This is a genomic window from Nocardia sp. NPDC049707 (assembly GCF_040674855.1).
Classification (GTDB): domain Bacteria; phylum Actinomycetota; class Actinomycetes; order Mycobacteriales; family Mycobacteriaceae; genus Nocardia.
On record NZ_JBFANN010000012.1, the window covers coordinates 132,170 to 147,524 of the forward strand.

Annotated in this window: 16 protein-coding genes and 1 pseudogene; 12 read left to right on the forward strand and 5 right to left on the reverse strand. The window is 66.3% G+C overall.

Features of this window, described 5'->3' with window-relative positions; all coding sequences use genetic code 11:
• The first annotated feature begins 46 nt into the window (after nt 1–46).
• The gene (locus tag AB0J29_RS14305) at nt 47–1,222 is read left to right on the forward strand and encodes a cystathionine gamma-synthase (RefSeq protein WP_364784693.1); all 1,176 of its coding nucleotides are present in this window, start codon (nt 47–49) and stop codon (nt 1,220–1,222) included.
• 83 nt (nt 1,223–1,305) lie between these two features.
• On the opposite strand, the gene greA is transcribed toward AB0J29_RS14305, so the two are convergent.
• Both greA and AB0J29_RS14315 read right to left on the reverse strand, forming a co-directional pair.
• The gene (greA, locus tag AB0J29_RS14310; RefSeq protein WP_364493227.1) at nt 1,306–1,800 is read right to left on the reverse strand and encodes a transcription elongation factor GreA; all 495 of its coding nucleotides are present in this window, start codon (nt 1,798–1,800) and stop codon (nt 1,306–1,308) included.
• A 296-nt stretch (nt 1,801–2,096) separates the two neighbouring features.
• Nucleotides 2,097–2,537, reverse strand: a complete 441-nt coding sequence (locus AB0J29_RS14315; RefSeq protein ID WP_364784696.1) for a DUF4307 domain-containing protein — start codon at nt 2,535–2,537, stop codon at nt 2,097–2,099.
• 142 nt (nt 2,538–2,679) lie between these two features.
• Between AB0J29_RS14315 and mca the strand changes: the two genes are divergently transcribed.
• From mca to AB0J29_RS14330, 3 genes are all read left to right on the forward strand, one after another.
• The gene (gene mca / locus AB0J29_RS14320; RefSeq protein ID WP_364784796.1) at nt 2,680–3,546 is read left to right on the forward strand and encodes a mycothiol conjugate amidase Mca; all 867 of its coding nucleotides are present in this window, start codon (nt 2,680–2,682) and stop codon (nt 3,544–3,546) included.
• On the forward strand, nt 3,546–3,815 hold the full coding sequence (locus tag AB0J29_RS14325) for a hypothetical protein (protein ID WP_364784799.1): 270 nt from the start codon (nt 3,546–3,548) through the stop codon (nt 3,813–3,815). Before mca ends, AB0J29_RS14325 begins: the two co-directional genes overlap by 1 nt.
• A 129-nt stretch (nt 3,816–3,944) precedes the next feature.
• Nucleotides 3,945–4,097, forward strand: coding sequence for a hypothetical protein (locus tag AB0J29_RS14330; RefSeq protein WP_364784699.1), 153 nt, complete (start codon nt 3,945–3,947; stop codon nt 4,095–4,097).
• A gap of 101 nt (nt 4,098–4,198) precedes the next feature.
• Here AB0J29_RS14330 and AB0J29_RS14335 read toward each other — a convergent pair whose 3' ends face one another.
• The 3 genes and pseudogenes from AB0J29_RS14335 to AB0J29_RS14345 form a co-directional block, all read right to left on the reverse strand.
• Nucleotides 4,199–4,753, reverse strand: coding sequence for a GyrI-like domain-containing protein (locus tag AB0J29_RS14335; protein ID WP_364784703.1), 555 nt, complete (start codon nt 4,751–4,753; stop codon nt 4,199–4,201).
• A gap of 218 nt (nt 4,754–4,971) precedes the next feature.
• A pseudogene (locus AB0J29_RS14340) lies at nt 4,972–5,076 on the reverse strand (LysR family transcriptional regulator); the annotation flags it as partial.
• Between the two features lie 23 nt (nt 5,077–5,099).
• Nucleotides 5,100–6,092 (reverse strand): helix-turn-helix domain-containing protein, encoded by a 993-nt coding sequence (locus tag AB0J29_RS14345; protein WP_364784706.1) that lies wholly within the window; start codon nt 6,090–6,092, stop codon nt 5,100–5,102.
• Between the two features lie 261 nt (nt 6,093–6,353).
• Between AB0J29_RS14345 and AB0J29_RS14350 the strand changes: the two genes are divergently transcribed.
• From AB0J29_RS14350 to AB0J29_RS14385, 8 genes are all read left to right on the forward strand, one after another.
• On the forward strand, nt 6,354–6,911 hold the full coding sequence (locus AB0J29_RS14350) for a cupin domain-containing protein (protein ID WP_364784709.1): 558 nt from the start codon (nt 6,354–6,356) through the stop codon (nt 6,909–6,911).
• A gap of 212 nt (nt 6,912–7,123) precedes the next feature.
• The gene (locus tag AB0J29_RS14355) at nt 7,124–9,709 is read left to right on the forward strand and encodes an AAA family ATPase (protein WP_364784712.1); all 2,586 of its coding nucleotides are present in this window, start codon (nt 7,124–7,126) and stop codon (nt 9,707–9,709) included.
• A 337-nt stretch (nt 9,710–10,046) separates the two neighbouring features.
• Nucleotides 10,047–10,454 (forward strand): hypothetical protein, encoded by a 408-nt coding sequence (locus AB0J29_RS14360; protein ID WP_364784715.1) that lies wholly within the window; start codon nt 10,047–10,049, stop codon nt 10,452–10,454.
• A gap of 66 nt (nt 10,455–10,520) precedes the next feature.
• Nucleotides 10,521–10,967, forward strand: coding sequence for a VOC family protein (locus AB0J29_RS14365; RefSeq protein WP_364784718.1), 447 nt, complete (start codon nt 10,521–10,523; stop codon nt 10,965–10,967).
• A 22-nt stretch (nt 10,968–10,989) separates the two neighbouring features.
• Nucleotides 10,990–12,465: an NAD(P)/FAD-dependent oxidoreductase gene (locus AB0J29_RS14370; RefSeq protein ID WP_364784721.1), complete on the forward strand. Its 1,476-nt coding sequence runs from the start codon at nt 10,990–10,992 to the stop codon at nt 12,463–12,465.
• Nucleotides 12,462–12,593 carry a hypothetical protein gene (locus AB0J29_RS14375; RefSeq protein ID WP_364784724.1) on the forward strand — a complete coding sequence of 44 codons (132 nt, stop codon included), beginning with the start codon at nt 12,462–12,464 and terminating at the stop codon, nt 12,591–12,593. The genes AB0J29_RS14370 and AB0J29_RS14375 overlap by 4 nt, the downstream gene beginning before the upstream one ends.
• 300 nt (nt 12,594–12,893) lie before the next feature.
• Nucleotides 12,894–14,483 (forward strand): ABC-F family ATP-binding cassette domain-containing protein, encoded by a 1,590-nt coding sequence (locus AB0J29_RS14380; protein ID WP_364784727.1) that lies wholly within the window; start codon nt 12,894–12,896, stop codon nt 14,481–14,483.
• A 28-nt stretch (nt 14,484–14,511) separates the two neighbouring features.
• Nucleotides 14,512–15,333 carry a LuxR family transcriptional regulator gene (locus AB0J29_RS14385; protein ID WP_364784730.1) on the forward strand — a complete coding sequence of 274 codons (822 nt, stop codon included), beginning with the start codon at nt 14,512–14,514 and terminating at the stop codon, nt 15,331–15,333.
• Nucleotides 15,334–15,355 lie beyond the last annotated feature (22 nt).

Below are 15,355 nucleotides of genomic sequence, written 5' to 3' on the forward strand. Positions count from 1 at the left end.
GATCCGGCCGATAGCCCGCCGATCGCCCCGGTCTAGGCTGACCCCCATGAGCGAGCGCAGCGAACGAACAATGAATACAGCTGGGCTGGGATTCTCCACCAGAGCCGTGCACGCCGGATACGAACCCGAAGCGCGGACCGGTGCGGTGAACGTGCCCATCTACGCGAGTTCGACGTTCGCCCAGGACGGGGTGGGCGGATTGCGCGAAGGCTACGAATACGGCCGCACCGGCAACCCGACCAGGACCGCCCTGGAGGCGAACCTCGCCGCGCTCGAATCGGGCCGCTACGGACGCGCATTCGCCTCCGGCATGGCCGCCACCGACTGTGCGCTGCGGGCCACGCTGCGCCCGGGTGACCACATCGTCATTCCGGACGACGCCTACGGCGGCACTTTCCGGCTGATCGATAAGGTCTTCAGCCAGTGGGGCATCGAGCATTCGCCCGCGCATGTATTCAATGTCGACGAGATGCGCGCCGCGATCCGCCCGAACACCAAACTGATCTGGATCGAAACCCCCACCAACCCGCTGCTGAGCATCGCCGATATTCCGGCGCTTGCCGAGGTCGCGCATGTGGCGGGCGCGAAACTGGTGGTGGACAACACCTTTGCCACGCCGTACCTGCAGCAGCCGCTCCTGCTCGGCGCCGATATCGTCACGCATTCGACCACCAAGTACCTCGGCGGCCATTCCGATGTCGTCGGCGGCGCGTTGATCACCAACGATCCGGAACTCGATGCGGCATTCGCCTTCCTACAGAACGGTGCGGGTGCGGTACCCGGCCCGTTCGACGCCTTCCTCACCCTGCGTGGCACCAAAACCCTCGCGGTGCGGATGGATCGGCATTGCGACAACGCGGAGACCATCGCCGAATTCCTGACCGGGCATCCGGCCATCGCGCAGGTCATCTATCCCGGCCTGGCCGAACATCCGGGCCACGCCATCGCCCATAAGCAGATGAAGCGCTTCGGCGGCATGATCTCGGTCCGGCTCAACGGCGGCCGGGATGCGGCGCAGGAGTTCTGCTCGCGTACCAAGATCTTCACCCTCGCCGAATCGCTCGGCGGTGTGGAGTCGCTGATCGAACATCCGGCCGCCATGACGCACGCCTCCACCGCGGGCTCGCAGCTGGAAGTTCCGGACGATCTGGTGCGGCTCTCGGTTGGCATCGAAGACGTCAGCGATCTGCTGGGCGATATCGAACAGGCACTGGCGAACTAGCTATGGAAACGAAGAGCGGCCGCATCCGTACTTTTCGGATGCGGCCGTTCTTCATGGCTTCAGGAAGGGCGCAGGGCCCGAGATCAGCTGTGGTACGGCTCGGCGCTGACCAACGTCACCTTCATGATCTTGCCGTTCGGCAGGGTGTACTCACGGGTGTCGCCGACCTTCGCATCGATGAGCGCGCCACCGAGTGGCGAATTCGGCGAGTAGGTCTCGAGCTTGGAATCGTTGAGACCCTCTTCGCGGGTCGCGATGAGGAAGGTCTCGGTGTCGGATTCGTCACCGTCGTAGTAGACCTTGACGACCGAACCCGGCAGTGCGACGCCGGACTTGGTGGGCGCAACGCCGACATTGGCGTTGTTCAGCAGCTCCTGCAGCTGCCGGATGCGCGCCTCCTGCTGACCCTGCTCCTCACGCGCGGCGTGATATCCGCCGTTTTCCTTGAGGTCGCCCTCTTCGCGGCGTTCGTTGATCTCGGCAGCGATGACCGGACGATTGGCGATGAGCGCGTCGAGTTCACCCTTGAGCCTGTCGTGCGACTCCGGGGTCAGCCAAGTCACTTGCGTCTCAGTCATCTCGATCACTCCCTAGTAGTTGTTCCCGGCCGGGGCCGGGTTCCCTGGTCGCTGCAGTGCCCACAGGGGGCGGGCATGCACCAGTCGACGGCTAGTGCCATCCTGAGGAAGTTCATCGAACCTCGACAGGCTTCAGATCCGGTAAATCATGGATCTCGAACTGACAGCACTGGCCGCCGATGCAGCAAACACGGCTCCGAGCCCCGGAACCGTGTATCACGCTATTTTAGCATGAATCACAAACATGCAGGTCGGCGTTCGTTTTGTGGACGGTCTCAGTGGCATATCGCCCGGAGTCAGCCCGCCCGCAGATACTTCGGCACGTCGTCGCTGCAGCCGTAGATGCTGCTCGAGACCGGCGGGGCGGAGGCACGGACGGTGGTCGTCAGTTCGATGGTGCCGCTGTCGGACGGCTTGATCAGCACCTCGCGACGGCCCAATTCGGACCCGTCCCTGGCCATCGCGCGGACGAAACACACCACCGGCTGCTGCGGATCCTTGCGGGTGACCTTGATATGGACCGAGATGGTGGAGTCGTCGACGACGGTGTAACCGAGCTGTTCGGTGTCGATATCTCCCGGTCCGTACTTCTGGAAGCCGAGGTAGGCGGTCCCGAGACCCGCGGCCAGCACGACCGCGCCCAGAGCGAACGGAATCCATCGGCGCTTCGGGCGTGGCGCGGTTCCGTACCGATCGGCATGTCGGTTGATCGGCGTGTCACTGGGCGTTTCACTCATGCCGTCTCACTCCGGGGGGTATGTCGGAACAAAAGTCTGTCGAATGGAACTATAGGGACAGGTAGATCGGACCCCGGCGGCGGAGAGTACGAGGTATGACGGTGGTTGATGAGGTGAACGAGACGTGAGTGGTTTCCGGCTCATGGCGGTTCATGCGCACCCCGACGATGAATCCAGCAAGGGCGCCGCGACGACCGCGCGGTATGCCGACGAGGGCCATGATGTCCTCATCGTCACGCTGACCGGCGGTGAACGCGGCAGCATCCTCAACCCGGCGATGGATACCCCCGGCGTGCTGGAGCGGATCGATGAGATCCGGCGCGAGGAGATGGAGGCCGCGGCCGCCGCACTCGGTGTGCGCCAGACCTGGCTCGGTTTCGTCGACTCCGGCCTGCCCGAGGGCGATCCGCCGCCGCCGCTACCGGAGGGCAGTTTCGCGCTGGTCCCACTGGACGAGGCCGTCGAGGCGCTGGTCCGCGTGGTGCGTGAGTTCAAGCCGCATGTGATGACCACCTATGACGAGAACGGCGGATATCCGCATCCGGATCACATCCGCTGCCATGAAGTATCGATGGCCGCGTTCGAGGCGGCGGGCGATCCGGAGCGCTTCCCGGACGCGGGCGAGCCGTGGCAGCCGCTGAAGATCTACTACGACCACGGATTCACCATGGCGCGCCTGGATATCTTCGCCGCCGAATACGAGCGGATCGGTGAGCCGTTCCCGCTGCAGGAGTGGCTGGAACGCACCCGCGCCTACCGACAGGGCCGTCCGGACGGTATGACCAGGGTGACCACTCAGATCGAATGCGCCAAATACTTCCCGCTGCGTGATGACGCGCTGCGCGCGCACGCGACGCAGATCGATCCCAACGGCGCGTTCTTCGCGCTTCCGATGGAAATGCAGCAGCGGCTCTGGCCCACCGAGGAGTTCGAGCTGGCCAAGTCCAGGGTCGAATCCACGCTGCCGGAGACCGATCTGTTCGCCGGTATCGAAGACGAGCACCGGTGATGTTGGTTCTCCTCGCGCAAACTCCCGGCACGCCTACCGGACCCGAATTCGGTAAGGCGTCGCCGCTCGGTCTGGTGATCATTCTGGTGTTGCTCGCCGGGACCGTCCTGCTGGTGCGTTCGATGAACCGGCATATCAAGGGCCTGCCAACGACCTTCGAGCCCGAACATCCGGAAGCGGATCAGGCGGCGGACGAGGGCACCGAACCCGGTATCGCCCGGCTCGACAAGAAGGACATCGAATCCGACGACGGGCCTGACAAAACCTGATGTCGCAGCGGCCGTCCGACAATCTCGGGCGGCCGCTGTTACGTTCACCCGTCCGACTTCGTCAGTGGGGTAGTCGCGGCACGATCCACGGGCGGCAGGTGCTTTCGGGCACGGCTGCTAGTGCGGGACATGCCGATGACATTCGAGGATCTGCGCTCCGAACTGCCCAGCCGGGGCTGGTGCCGGGTGACGACGGCTTCGACGCGGCCGTGGACCACCACGGTCACTCAGCCGGTCGCCGAGGTGGTGCGGGCTTTGCGGATGAGATCGCGTCGGCGGTGACGTATACCCGCCGGGCCGGGGTACCCGCGGACGTCGCCCGCACGCCGTCGACGCCTGGTTATCTGGGCCGCGCTTGGTAACTGCTTGCCGCACCGCCGATCTCACGCGCGACGCACGGGATGGCGCAGGATGGTGCGGGTATTCGCGCCGGGCGATTTGCGTGGATCCGAGAGGTAGATCTCGTGATGGCGGCCGTTCATGAGCAACCCCTCGGCGGCCATGAACGCTTCCATCGTGGCCAGCGTCTCCGGTTCGGTGGCATACGGTCCGATATGCATGACCTGGATCGCAGTACCCTCGGTCAGCCGCTCGAAGGTCGCACCGGACACCATCTCGGGGGTCACCACCTCGGGCATGCGGATCATCAGCTTCCACTGCCACTGTTCGCGCGGCACCGACAGCGGCGGCTCATCGGAGTCCACCCACCACTGGCCCTCCAGCTTCGGTACCACGAAATCCTGACCGTCCGCCTCGGCGATCTTCTTGGCGCCGTATGCGGTTCGATACAGCGTCTGCACCGCCTCGGTGTACTGCTCGCCGCCGGGCGCGCCGGAACCGGTGACCGTCAGATACCCGTAGGTGTCGAAGGTGCGCAATTCGGGTTCTTGGGTGGCGTCGTAGTAGTGCGGGTCGCTCTTGGCCAGATCGATTTTCATCGTGAGCCCTTCGGTTTCGAAATCTCGGACGCTGACGAGCGTGAACCCTCCGTCGGCGGGAGAGTCAAGCTGACCCGGAGCCATCCGTATGGAAGTTTTGGCAGTCGTGAAGGAGATCTTCCGTAAGGCCGGTGTGCGCGGTTGGGTGCACGCCAGATGTTTCGATTGCGCTGGTGAGGTGGGGTTGGGCGCCGATGAACCTGTGGTGCTGGCGTCGGTTGACTCAGCGGTGGCTGCGCAATGCCGAGGCGTTCGGCCGCCCGCCCGAAATGCAGTTCTTCGGCGACGGCGACGAAATACCGCAGCTGGCGCAGGGAATCCACGCTGCGACGATAGCGTGATCGTACTAGCTGGTCGCTCCGGAAGTCGGTGTGGCAGGGGCGGAGCCGGCCCGCCAGTCCTCACGGAGTTGGCCGGGGGTGGTGTCGAAGCGTCGGCGGAAGGCCTTGCTGAAACTGCTGATCGAACCGAAGCCCAGGTCCGATGCGATATCGGTGATACTTCGATGCTGGTAGGCGGGGCTGCGCAGGCGGTCGCGCGCCAACCGCAGGCGTTCCTCCCGGATGACTTCGCTGGGTGTGGTGTCGGCATTGCTGAACGCGAGTTGAATTTGACGCAGCGACCAGCCGAGCGCAATGGCGACGCGGGTGCCGGTGAGGCCCGGATCTCCGGCATGGTCGTGGATAAACCGGCGAGCGGTCGCTTCGATATGGGCGAGCTGGGTGAGCGAGTTCGCCGGTTCACCGAGTATCTGCATGCAGAGCAGATCCACCAGCCGTTCGGAGACGCTGTCGAATTGGAGGTCGGTGAGTGCGGCGGATTCGGTACGCAGGCCGCCGAGGATCCCGTCGGTCACCCGTCCGAGCCCGGTCGTGAGATCCAGCGGCTGGCTGGGTGGAACGACGCGGTTGAGGCGATGTTTGATCTCCCTGCGCGGAATGGTGATGATCATCCCGCGCGTGCCGTCGGACATGGACATTTCGTAGGGGCGGTCGACGACCGCCAGGCACATGGTTCCCGGGGTGATGAGCCCGTACCCGTCGACGGTGCGGAAGGACACTTGCCCGGAGAAAGGAACGATCAGCCGGTAGTCGTCATCGGGGTCGGCGCGGATGTGGCTCGGGTTGCGCACGTAGGTGACGGCATCCGATTTCCACCCGACGAGCTGGTAGGTGTCGGTGCGCCGCAGTTGGGTGTGCCCGCGGAAGTCGGTGCGGCTAGGGAATCGGTAGCCGAGCCGACAGTGGTATGTGCTGATCAGATCGGCCCAGTACTCGGCTCGCTCATGTGGATCCACCACATTTGTCGTGGCGGAGCCGGCGATGGCCGATTGATTCATGAATACGCCTCCGACTCGACAATCATCGGTGGCCCCGGCGCCGACCCCAACTCTAGCGAAGCGTAGTGCAGTACCGCGTGGATCACGGCTCAACCAAGCATTTCCGGGTTTCGAGTTCTGCGCGCTCGGACAATGCTTTTGCGCTTCGGGACAAGCGGGGCCGCGCGGGCGGCGGCTACCGTCCGGATAGCTGAGGCCCGGGTCGGCCCAGCTATCGGTGCCGACCCATTCAGCTATTGCGGACGATAATCAGGAGTTCACATGCGCAGAATCGTGGTCGGCGACGACGGGACCGGACAGGGACGGGTCCTGGCAGACGACAGTATCGACCCGCTGACATTGGCGCTGTTGCCAGGCGCCGAGGTGTACCGGATGTGGGAACTCGACGAGCTGCCCGATCTGCCGGTCGACCGGATGCCTCCGCAGACCGAAACGAGCTATTTCCCCGGCCCGGGTGGGGTGCGTTTCGGATTCATCTCGGTACCTCCGGGACTGACCTATGAGCCCGACGCCGAGCTGTCCGAGGAGGAGATGGCGGCCCTCGCCGCGGAGGCGGAGGCGAAACTGCCGGGGATGATGGCGGCCTTCGATCCCGCCGCGCCCGGCATGCACCGCACTGCGAGCGTCGATTTCATTGTCGTGCTCAGCGGCGAGGGCCGGCTGCGTCTCGGCGACGGTGTCGATGTGTCGCTGCGATCGGGCGATTGCGTGATCCAGAACGGCACACCACACGCATGGTTCAACGACGGTGCGGTGCCGTTCGTTTTCTGTTACGCCCTCAGCGGCGTCGCCGACCAGAATGAGCCGGTGCGGCCATGACCGACCTCGAACGGCGTCCGCAGGGGAGGTCCCTTGGCTGAGGGGCGTCGGAAGTCGTTGGCGCAGCTTCGAATACACGCTGGTGGCGACCGGTCCCTGCGCCGTAGGCGTCGACCCCGCTGCGGTGGGGGTGACGCAGACGTTTGTCGATTGTGCGGTGGTGCGAGTCGTCATACCTCCGGGTATGCCGACGTGATGCCGGATTCGGTCGGATGCGGTCATCGGGCTTCAGTGTGCGCAGTCCGTTGACGACGCGGCCTGCGCAGGAATCCGGCACGACAGTGGTCATCGGTCGTGACGGCGAGATCGAGATGCTGGCAGCGCTCGCGCGCCGGGTCGCCGCGGGGCGGGGCGCCGTGGTGCTGGTGCAGGGCGAACCAGGTATCGGAAAGACGATTCTCTTGGACGCGGCCAGGGCGCGGTTCACGGCGGCGGGTCTGCATATTCGACTCGGGGCCGCCAGCGAACTACAGCAGACTGTCCCGTTCGCCGCGCTGCTCTCCTGGCTCGACGACACCGACACGTCGGGGACAGATTCGATCCGGGCCCTGCTCGACCGCGACGATCGGGCGGGTGACGCCGCGGCAAGGGCCCCGATCGTCATCGCCGACGCGATCCTCGAGCACATCGAAACCTGGTGCGCCACCGGTCCGCTCGCGCTGATCATGGACGACGTCCACTGGGCCGACACGTCGAGCGCGTCCGTATTGCAGCGGCTGTGCGCCCGCATCGACGAGCTGCCGCTACTGCTGGTGCTCGGTGCCCGCCCACAGCCTCAGGACTCGGCGTTCACCGTATTGGCGGGCGAACTCGTCGAACGCCGCGCCCCGCTGATCCGCCTCGGCGGGCTGTCCGCCGAGGCAGCGGCGCAATTGGTGTCGCGGATCGTCGGTGCCACCCCCGGCCCAGGCTTGATGCGGGAGGTGGCTGGTGCGAGCGGCAATCCGCGCTACCTCGCCGAATTGGTGGCCGCCTTGTTGCGCGAGCAGGCGATCGCGGTTGTCGCCGATACCGCCGAGATTACCGAGGCGGTCGACGGGCAGCGCCCGTCCAACACACTCGCGCAGGCGATTTCGCGGAAGTTGGACTTTCTGCCGCGTTGCGCATGGCAGGTGTTGCCGACTGCCGCCGCACTCGGCCCGGTCGTCGACGTCACTGAATTGGCGGCGATTCTGGACCGCCCCCTCCTGGATGTGTGGAGCGTCGTCAGTGACGCGATGACGACCGGACTGCTCGCACTTGTCGACTCCGAAGTGATGTTCCGGCATGAATTGATCCGGCTCGTGCTGGCCGATCAGCTGCCGGCCGCGGTGCGCGTTGGTCTGCTGCGCACGGCTGGACGGGTCCTGCAGGCGACCAACGCGCCGATCGAGCGGATCGCCTATTACCTGGCGGTCGCCGACCAGGAACTGGACCACACCAGCATCGACTGGCTGGTAGCCGTGGCCGATAAACTGGCCTTTCGAGCGCCCGAGCTGGCGGTGCGGCTGTTGCGGCGCGCGACGACGGAGTCCGATGATGCAGAGCTGATCCGCCGGTATACCAAGGCGTTGCTCTGGAGCGGCCGAATCGCCGAGGCGGAGGCGTGGGTTGCGCGGTCGGAGCACGGCAACGACATCGAAATGCGCTGGCTGCTCGCCCAAGCCCGCCATGCCCGGGGCCGAATGGCCGATGCCGAGGCGCTGGCGCTGAGCATTCGGATCCCCAGTATCGGACCGGACCAGTTCGATCCATACGGGCTGCGGGCGCACTGTCTGATCGAGCTCGATCGCCTGACCGACGCCGAAGACGTGTTGCAGCAGGCGATAGCGCACAACCGCGGTGTCCCTGACGTGTACTCGTCCTCGACCCTGCTTGCCAAGGCACGGCTCTACCTGCTGAACGGTCGCTGGGATGACGCGGTGGCCGAATGCGGCGCGAGCACGGCGGCGCCCGACGTGCTCGGGTACTCGACGATCGCGCGTAGCCTGGCCGCGCTGATCGGTATTCACCGCGGCACATTTCTGCCGGACGTGGACAGTATTCCCATACCGGACGACCTCGTTGGCGCCACCGGTCACGCGCACCTGCACCAGTGGGCCAAAGCATTGACGCACGAGGCACACGGCCATCCGGACCTCGCCTTGAAGCTGCTCTTCGATACCTACGAGCGAATGGCCGACCATTCGGCCGCGGCGACGCTTTACTACATATTCCCGGATATCGCTCGACTGGCCGCGGACCTCGGCGATACGGATGCGGCGCGGTCGGTAGCGGCCGGCGCCGACGAACTCGCGGCGCGCCAGCCGACCGCCTCGAGGAGCGGGACAGCGCTGCTGTGTCGAGGTCTGGCCGAGCGCGATTCCCATAGCCTGCTGGCGGCGGCCGAGGCATTCCGGCGGTCCGGGCGGTTGCTCTACCAGGCGCAGGCACAGGAGAACGCCGCCGTGCTGCTCGCCGCGGCGGGGCGCGATATCGACGCCCGCTGTTCGCTGGATACCGCGATAGCGATCTACAGCCGACTCGGCGCATCGTGGGATACCGCCCGCACGGTCGCACGCGTGCGGCCATACGACATTCGACGAGGTGTTCGGGGTCGGCGCAACCGGCCCAAATCCGGCTGGGCTGCGCTGACCGATACCGAGCGCAAGGTCGCCGCGCTCGTCGCCGACGGCTGCTCCAACTCCAGCATCGCGGCGCAAATGTTCGTGTCGCACCGGACAGTTCAGTCCCATGTGTCGAATATCCTCGCCAAGCTCGACCTGCGATCACGGCGCGAGGTCGCCGCGCGCATGCCGGATCGAAAGACCCGCGTGTAAGCGCGGGCATCTGTCGACTGACGCTCGAGGGACCGTCACCGATTCAGTCATCTGACAATCGTGCAGAAGTGGTGGGTCGCCGCGGAACGGCTGTGGCTCTCCGCCGACCAGATCCGGCGACTATCGGCCCTCGAGGGCGGCATCGTCGCCGAACGAGACATCTGAAGTTGTGCCGATCGCGCAGCGCTCGTCGGTGTCCGGTTCCTTGGCCGTGGCGTTCGATCAAAGGTGTGACTACGTCATGGTGGGCGTCAGTTGACTGATGTGGCGGTGGGGGCGTGCGTACCACAGTGGAATCCGCACAAGCCGCCTCACCGTTCCTCGAAAGGACAACGACATGGTCGACATCCGACGCCTCCGTTTGCGGCGCGCTACCAGGGTGATTGCCGCGATCACGGCCGCGGTGGCCGCCGGGAGCCTCGCCGTGGCGTGCACGGCGAGCACCACCACCCATGCCGGGCCCACCGAGGACGCGCCGAAGCCGACCGTCGTCCTGGTCCACGGCGCGTTCGCGGATGGATCGAGCTGGAACGACGTCATCGACAAGCTCCGTAAGGATCGGTACCCCGATGTCGCGGCGTCGAATCCGTTGCGCGGCCCCGCTTCCGACGCCGCCGCACTGCGGGGGTCGATCAGCCCGGTCGCTGCGCAGCGATTGATGGCCGAGCGGGCTCATTTCCATGTCACCGAGGTCGCCGCGTCACATTCGGTCGCCGTTTCGCATCCCGATCTCGTCGCCGTGTGATCGAGCAGGCCGCCCGGGACACCGTCTACTGACCACCGCGAAAGATATTAGAGGAGAACGCTTTTCATGGACATGAAGCTGGAAGTCGTCGTACTGCCCGTCGCCGACGTCGACCGCGCCAAAACCTTCTACACCGAGCGGCTCGGGTTCCGTCTCGACGCCGATTTCCCCGTGGACGACGGCTATCGCGTCGTGCAGGTCACCCCGCCCGGCTCGGCATGCTCGATCATCTTCGGCACCGGAGTCACGACGGCCGCGCCCGGAACCTCGTACGGCCTGCACCTGATCGTCACCGATATCGAGGCCGCCGTCGCGGAATTGGCCGAACGCGGGATCGCGGTCGACGGACCGTTCCGCGATGCCACCGGCGTTTTCCACCATGCCGGATCCGAAGGCCGTGTCCCCGGGGCGGATCCGCAGCGTCGCAGCTACGGTTCGTTCGCCGCGTTCACCGATCCCGACGGCAATGGCTGGTTCTTACAGGAAATCACCCAGCGTGCGCCCGGCCGCTGATCCGCTCATCGAAGGTGAACCCATGTCCGACAAGGAAATTCGTACCTACGACGTCGTGGTCATCGGAGCCGGGCCGGTCGGTGAGAATGTCGCCGACCGCACCCGTGCCGCCGGGCTGAGCACCGTGATCGTCGAATCCGAACTGGTAGGCGGCGAATGCTCATACTGGGCTTGCGAACCCAGCAAGGCCCTGCTGCGTCCCGTCCTGCTCTACCGAGAAGCCGCGCGCTTCCCCGGTGTCGCTGCCGCGGTTACCGGACCGCTCGATGCCGGTGCGGTGCTGAAGCACCGCGATCGCATGGCCGCCGACTGGAACGACCAGGACCAGGTCGACTGGCTCGGCTCCGTCGGGGTCGACCTCCTCCGTGGTCACGGCCGACTCGACGGACCCCGGCGGGTGACGGTCCACACGCCCGAGGGCGACACCATGCGTCTCATTGCTAGGCACGCGGTGGCCGTGTGCACCGGCACCGCCGCCGCCCTGCCGCCGCTTCCGGGCCTGGATGCGGTGCGGCCGTGGACAAGTCGCGAAGCGGCCAGCGCGCGGGAAGTACCCGACCGGCTCGCGATTCTCGGAGCAGGCGTGGTCGCCACCGAAATGGCGGCCGCCTGGCAAGCATTGGGCGCGCGGGTCACACTCATCGCCCGGGAGTCCCGGCTGTTGGGCCGTGTGGAAGCCTTCGCCGCCGACCTGGTCGCCGAGGGGCTCCGGGAAGCGGGTGTCCAACTCCGATTTGGTACCACCATCACCGCCGCCGAACGCGCGGGCGGACCGGACGACGGCATCCATCTCACCCTCGCCGACGGCACCCGGCTGGTGGCCGACGAACTGCTGCTCGCGACCGGACGCGCGCCCCGCACCGAGGACATCGGCCTCGACACCGTCGGCTTGTCACCCGGTCAGTGGCTCACTACCGACGACACCTTCACCGTGACAGCTGTCGACGGCGACTGGTTGTACGCGGTCGGCGACGTCAATCACCGTGCGCTGCTGACCCATCAGGGCAAGTACCAGGCGCGGGTCGCGGGCTCGGTCATCGCCGCCCGCGCCCAGGGTCTGGCATTGGACACCGGCCGGTGGGGCCGCCACGTCGGGACCGCCGACCTCGAGGCGGTGCCGCAGGTCGTCTTCACCGATCCGGAGATCGCGGCGGTCGGCCTCACCACCGAGGACGCCGCCCGCGCAGCGCGGGACGTGGACGTGGTCGACTACGACATCGGCCGGGCCGCCGGTGCGATCCAACACGACCCCGGCTATCGAGGCCGTGCCCGCGTCCTGATCGACCCGCAGCGCCAGGTGATCGTCGGCGCGACTTTCGCCGGACCGGGCGTCGCCGAACTGCTGCACTCGGCCACCATCGCCATCACCGGCGAGATCCCCATCGACCGGCTCTGGCATGCGGTTCCGCCGTTCCCCACCATCAGCGAGGTCTGGCTGCGGTTGCTGGAAACCTATCGCGACCAACAGAATTCATCGGTCGCAGGAGAAATCGGATGATCACCTACGACCGGCTCTACCTCGGTGGTTCGTGGACCGAACCCAGCAACCCGACGCTGCTGGAGATCGCCTCTGCACACGATCGATCCACCCTGTGGGCCCCTTACCCCATATGTGCCGGATGGTAGTGTGCTCGTCGTGCTCATCGAGGTTGACAGACTCTAGCCGCCAGGTCGAAGGCGGCGCCCCTGATTGCGCATTCGCCGCTGCGTTCGAATGTGCCTTCCGTGTGCTCGATTGAGCGTTGTCGCGGGCACTGTCCACCGCGCCGACCCATGATGTCGGTAGCTGTTCATGCCCGCGCTCACGCCGACCTCGCCTTCGCCTGCATCCGCAAAGTCTGAAATCCCACGCGCTCGTGCTCACCGCGATCCGGGCGTCGTGCTTCGCGGCCGCTCCCGCGGCGAGCAGGAGGAGTCAACCGAGTCATGTCCATGCAATCGACGATCGCACTACAGAACCTGTCCTTCGAATGGCCCGACGGAACCGTCGCGCTCTCCCGGATCAACGGCGCCTTCACCAGCGGGAGAACCGGCTTGGTCGGCCGAAACGGCGCCGGCAAATCGACGCTGCTGCGGCTGATCGCCGGAATTCTGACACCGACATCCGGGCGAATCGAAACCGCCGGCGAGGTGGGCTATCTGCCGCAGACACTCACCCTGGGCCGCCACGCCACCATCGCCCAATTGCTCGGTATCGCAGACAAACTCGCGGCCCTGCGCGCGATCGAAAACGGGGAAACCGATGAGAAGCACTTCGAGACGATCGGCGACGACTGGGACATCGAAGCCCGCGCCGACGAGTCGTTGCACGAAATCGGTTTCAGCGCGGTAGATCTCGACCGCAAGGTCGGTGAAATATCTGGCGGCCAAGCCGTTCTCGTCGCGATCACGGGCCTGCGGATCCGGCGCACTCCGATCACCCTGCTCGACGAGCCCACGAACAATCTCGACCGCGAAACCCGCGCCAAACTCACCGAATTCATGGACTCGTGGCCGGGCACCCTCGTGGTGGTCAGCCACGATTTAGAGCTCCTGGAGCACATGGATGCCACCGCGGAACTGCACGGCACGACACTGGAGGTCTTCGGCGGTCCCTACAGCGCCTGGAAGCAGTACGTCGAACAGGAACAGGCGGCGGCTGTGCAGGCGGCGCGCACCGCTGAGCAGGCGTTGAAGGTCGAGAAACGCCAGCGCATCGAGGCCGAGACCAAGCTGGCCAGGCGCGAGCGCACGGGCAAGGCCACCCAGCAACACGGCGGCATCCCCCGGATCCTGGCGGGCAACCGCGCCAGCAAGGCGCAAGCCTCCGCCGGCGCGATGCGCACGACTGCCGACGCGAAAGTCCGTGCGGCCCAGGATGTCCTGGATTCCGCGGCAGCCCGCGTCCGCCGCGAGGAACACATCCACCTCGTGCTGCCCGATCCCGATGTGCCGCGCAGCCGGCGCATCGCCGAACTGCGCGACGGTGACCGGCGCGTAGTCATCCAGGGCCCGGAGCGAGTCGCCCTGGTCGGCCCCAACGGGGCCGGCAAGTCGACGCTGATCGAGAACCTGATCCAGGGTCGCGATCCCGAACGCGCCACCTTGTTCACCGACCGGGTCGGCTATCTCCCGCAACGCCTGGATGGGCTCGACGAGCAGGCCGGCGCGCTCGAGAACGTGCACGCGGTGGCCGCGACCACCCCGCCCGCCACCATCCGCAATCAGCTGGCTCGGCTGCTGCTGCGTGGCAGCAGTGTCGACCGGCCGGTCTCGACACTGTCGGGCGGAGAACGCTTCCGTGTCTCCTTGGCGCGCTTGCTGCTCGCCGATCCCCCGGCCCAGCTGCTGATCCTCGACGAGCCGACCAACAACCTCGACATCGCCAGCGTCGACCAGCTCGTCGAAGCCCTGGCGGCCTACCGTGGCGCGCTCCTTGTCGTCAGTCACGACTACCCGTTCCTGCGCAGGATCGGCATCGACACTGTCGTGGCGCTCGATTCCGACGGCCGCATGCAGTCGAGCGGCTCCCTGTAGACCGGCATCGAGAAGAGAGCGGACGACAATGGACTCACGTGTCGTGCGAATGGTCGTTCGCGACGCTGAGCGGCAACGACTGTCGGCATTCGTCACGGCCACGGCAGGCCAGGCCCTGATCCTGCGCGGTGCGAGCGGAGTCGACAAGAACGTCCTACTCGACTATGCGATCGAGCTCGCCAGACGAGAAGGGCACACCGTGGTTCGGGCTGTCGGCGTGGAAGCCGAATCCGCACTCCCGTATGCGGGGCTGCATCAGCTCCTGTACCCGCTGTTTCCGCATACGGATACCCTCGACGAGCGCGCTCGCGCCGTGTTCGACACCGCCTTCCGGTCTCCGGGCGCCACCCCGCCGTCGGTGATGACGCTGGGGATCGCCGTGTTGGACCTGCTGTCCGTGGCGGCCGCCGAGCGACCGCTGCTGCTGGTCCTCGACGACGGTCACTGGGTCGACGAGCCCAGCGCCGAGGTGTGCGGATTCGTCGGCCGCCGGCTGGGCGGCAGTTCGGCGAAACTGCTGATCGCCCTGCGCGCCGGCACCCCATCGCGGTTCGACACCGCCGTTCTGCCGGAGACGCCGGTGCCGGCGCCGTGGGCCGAACGCGCCCGCGGGGAACCGCGGGCCACCGATAACAGCCCACCTGGGCAGGACGTGCTCACCTGGCAGGAACGCCGGATCGCCGATCTGGCCGCTCGTGGTCTCACCAACAAGGAGATCGGTCGGCAACTGTATTTGTCGCCGCGCACGGTCAGTTCGCACCTGTACCGGATTTTCCCGAAGCTGGGCATCACGACGCGCGCCGCGCTGCGTGACGCGCTGAACGGACAGCGGGAAGCGGTCGGGGCATGAAACAGTCCGGCGGCGCGGCGGC

What these genes read in the sequence shown, in the direction of transcription:
- AB0J29_RS14385 (WP_364784730.1), top strand. Translation starts at nt 14,512, where the DNA reads ATGGACTCACGTGTCGTGCGAATGGTCGTTCGCGACGCTGAGCGGCAA.
- AB0J29_RS14380 (WP_364784727.1), top strand. Translation starts at nt 12,894, where the DNA reads ATGTCCATGCAATCGACGATCGCACTACAGAACCTGTCCTTCGAATGG.
- AB0J29_RS14360 (WP_364784715.1), top strand. Translation starts at nt 10,047, where the DNA reads ATGGTCGACATCCGACGCCTCCGTTTGCGGCGCGCTACCAGGGTGATT.
- AB0J29_RS14355 (WP_364784712.1), top strand. Translation starts at nt 7,124, where the DNA reads ATGCGGTCATCGGGCTTCAGTGTGCGCAGTCCGTTGACGACGCGGCCT.
- AB0J29_RS14315 (WP_364784696.1), bottom strand. Translation starts at nt 2,537, where the DNA reads ATGAGTGAAACGCCCAGTGACACGCCGATCAACCGACATGCCGATCGG.
- AB0J29_RS14375 (WP_364784724.1), top strand. Translation starts at nt 12,462, where the DNA reads ATGATCACCTACGACCGGCTCTACCTCGGTGGTTCGTGGACCGAACCC.
- AB0J29_RS14330 (WP_364784699.1), top strand. Translation starts at nt 3,945, where the DNA reads ATGCCGATGACATTCGAGGATCTGCGCTCCGAACTGCCCAGCCGGGGC.
- AB0J29_RS14335 (WP_364784703.1), bottom strand. Translation starts at nt 4,753, where the DNA reads ATGAAAATCGATCTGGCCAAGAGCGACCCGCACTACTACGACGCCACC.
- AB0J29_RS14370 (WP_364784721.1), top strand. Translation starts at nt 10,990, where the DNA reads ATGTCCGACAAGGAAATTCGTACCTACGACGTCGTGGTCATCGGAGCC.
- AB0J29_RS14345 (WP_364784706.1), bottom strand. Translation starts at nt 6,092, where the DNA reads ATGAATCAATCGGCCATCGCCGGCTCCGCCACGACAAATGTGGTGGAT.
- AB0J29_RS14325 (WP_364784799.1), top strand. Translation starts at nt 3,546, where the DNA reads ATGTTGGTTCTCCTCGCGCAAACTCCCGGCACGCCTACCGGACCCGAA.
- AB0J29_RS14305 (WP_364784693.1), top strand. Translation starts at nt 47, where the DNA reads ATGAGCGAGCGCAGCGAACGAACAATGAATACAGCTGGGCTGGGATTC.
- AB0J29_RS14365 (WP_364784718.1), top strand. Translation starts at nt 10,521, where the DNA reads ATGGACATGAAGCTGGAAGTCGTCGTACTGCCCGTCGCCGACGTCGAC.
- mca (WP_364784796.1), top strand. Translation starts at nt 2,680, where the DNA reads ATGGCGGTTCATGCGCACCCCGACGATGAATCCAGCAAGGGCGCCGCG.
- greA (WP_364493227.1), bottom strand. Translation starts at nt 1,800, where the DNA reads ATGACTGAGACGCAAGTGACTTGGCTGACCCCGGAGTCGCACGACAGG.
- AB0J29_RS14350 (WP_364784709.1), top strand. Translation starts at nt 6,354, where the DNA reads ATGCGCAGAATCGTGGTCGGCGACGACGGGACCGGACAGGGACGGGTC.